General features: G+C 40.9%; 2 protein-coding genes. One reads left to right on the forward strand and one right to left on the reverse strand.

The genetic code is table 11. The features are described 5' to 3' along the window. The coding region (locus AB0Q96_RS39125; protein ID WP_365334146.1) for a hypothetical protein at nucleotides 1-269 on the forward strand (269 nt) is incomplete at its 5' end. A gap of 67 nt (nucleotides 270-336) precedes the next feature. Here AB0Q96_RS39125 and AB0Q96_RS39130 read toward each other — a convergent pair. Next, on the reverse strand, nucleotides 337-2,041 hold a 1,705-nt coding region (locus AB0Q96_RS39130; protein WP_365334148.1), incomplete at its 5' end, for a glucosaminidase domain-containing protein.

The following is a 2,041-nucleotide window of genomic DNA, read 5'->3' on the forward strand; positions in this document are numbered from 1 at the left end:
ATAGTGGTCAACCAGTGTATCGTCTGTATAATCCAAATAATGGGGATCATCATTATACAATGGCTCAGTCAGAAATCAACTTCCTTACCCCACTAGGCTGGAGATATGAAGGGCTAAGTTTTTATTCTGGAGGTTCTAAACCAATTTATCGACTATTTAACCCAAATGAAACTATCGGAACACATCATTACACATTAAGTTCAGTAGAAAGAGATTCTTTGACACCATTAGGGTGGAGATATGAAGGAATTGGCTTTTATGCGAATTAATCAATAAAAAATATCTACTTGGCATTTTCAAACAATGCCAGGTAGATATTTTGTATAAAAGATCAGATCAATCAAACTGATCCAAACGCCAACGTTCAATGATGTTGTTCAATTTTGTGCCATAATTTGGATCAGTTGCATATGTTCCAGTTAAGGCTTGGGTCGCATCTCGATAAGAACGTGTATTAACTTTCCAAGTTCCACGATAGCGAACAGGATCCCAAGGTACGCCGTATTTTAATTTTACAGCATTGTCGATGAAAGATTCATCGGTACTTTGATAGACACGGAATTTCGAATTAACAGGTATCGTGATCCCATTGACAACTTCATTTGAGACATGCCAAACGTACTCATATTTTCCTTCATCTTCCCCATCTTTGAACTTCATTCCAAAGAAATTGTTCGCATTGCGTGCCAAGAAGCTTGTACCATAGCCGGTTTCTAAAATTGCTTGAGCAAGCATGACAGAAGTGTATAATCCGTATGCTGGAGCAACTCGATTTGCACTTTGTGTAATAGAATTGACAAATCTTCCTTCTGGTGTTGAAGTGTCAATTTGACCTAATATAGTCAGTTGATTTGCTTGGTAACCTGCTGGTTTTCGATCATTTTCTACAATCGTGACTTCAATTGCTTCGACAGGCAGACTCATTCCAACTGAGCCTGCCTTTTGACCATTTGAAGCCCAACCTAACCAACCGCGTGAACGGACGAATGAACGATAGTAAATATCGTATTTTTCAGATAATTCACCTGTTAATTGAAAAGAGAAGGCCTGGAGTGCACGACTATGTCCGACCGAACCTGATATTGCTCCATTCTCAACAGGATTCGTCCATCCACTTGATGAAATGTGTGAATCATATCTAATTCCACCAGAGTAATCACTTTGTTCTAATTGTGCACGAATTGCTTCAAATTGACGCCCTTGATTCGCATGATTGATTGAATTACTTAGACCATTGCGATTGACCCAACCAATACCAGACACATGACCATCAAAGGAAACCTTAGGTGGGGCAATTCGAAAGGCACGAGCTGTTTGACCTGGGGGAGCTTGCCCTTTTTCGACTAGTTTTATTTGTAAGCCCTCTGCACGATATGAGTAACCTTGTGTGCCAGCTGATTCTCCATTTTTTGCCCAGTCTAACCAGCCGAAGTGTTGGGAATGGACACGGTAATAAATATCATAGTGGTGACTGATATCACCGGTCAAATTAATTCGGACAGCTTGTAATGCTAAGCTTTGTCCAACGGTCCCTGAAGTTTGTCCTTCCTGAATCCATGAAGTTTCCCAACCACGATGTGCCAGGTGGGATTGGTAAACGATACCACCTTCATAACTGTTTTCCGTTAATTTTAATTGAAGTGCCTGTAAGCTAAGTCCTTGTCCGACCGTTCCAACTTGTGTCTCGGCTGTTTGTTCTGGTAGCCATCCTTTAGAGGCTACGTGAGCGTTCGCTAAGACAGAAGGAGTTTTTTCAACATAAGATTCACCCGTTGGTGGCCCAGTTTGCTCTTTGGGTAGCAGACGTATTTCGATTGCTTCAATACGATAACTGTACCCCAATGTACCAGCACTATTTCCATTTTCTGCCCAAGGTAACCAACCTAGATTTTGAGCATGGATTCGGTAATAAATATTGTAATGTGTTGCAAGTTCGTCTGTCAGTCGTATCCTGATTCCTTCAATCTGACGACCTTGTCCTTCTGTTCCTGATATCCCTCCATTTGATACCCAATTTTGCCAACCATGATTTTCAATATAG

It is taken from the genome of Streptomyces sp. NPDC093111 (assembly GCF_040683955.1).
In the GTDB taxonomy this organism is placed as follows: domain Bacteria; phylum Actinomycetota; class Actinomycetes; order Streptomycetales; family Streptomycetaceae; genus Streptomyces.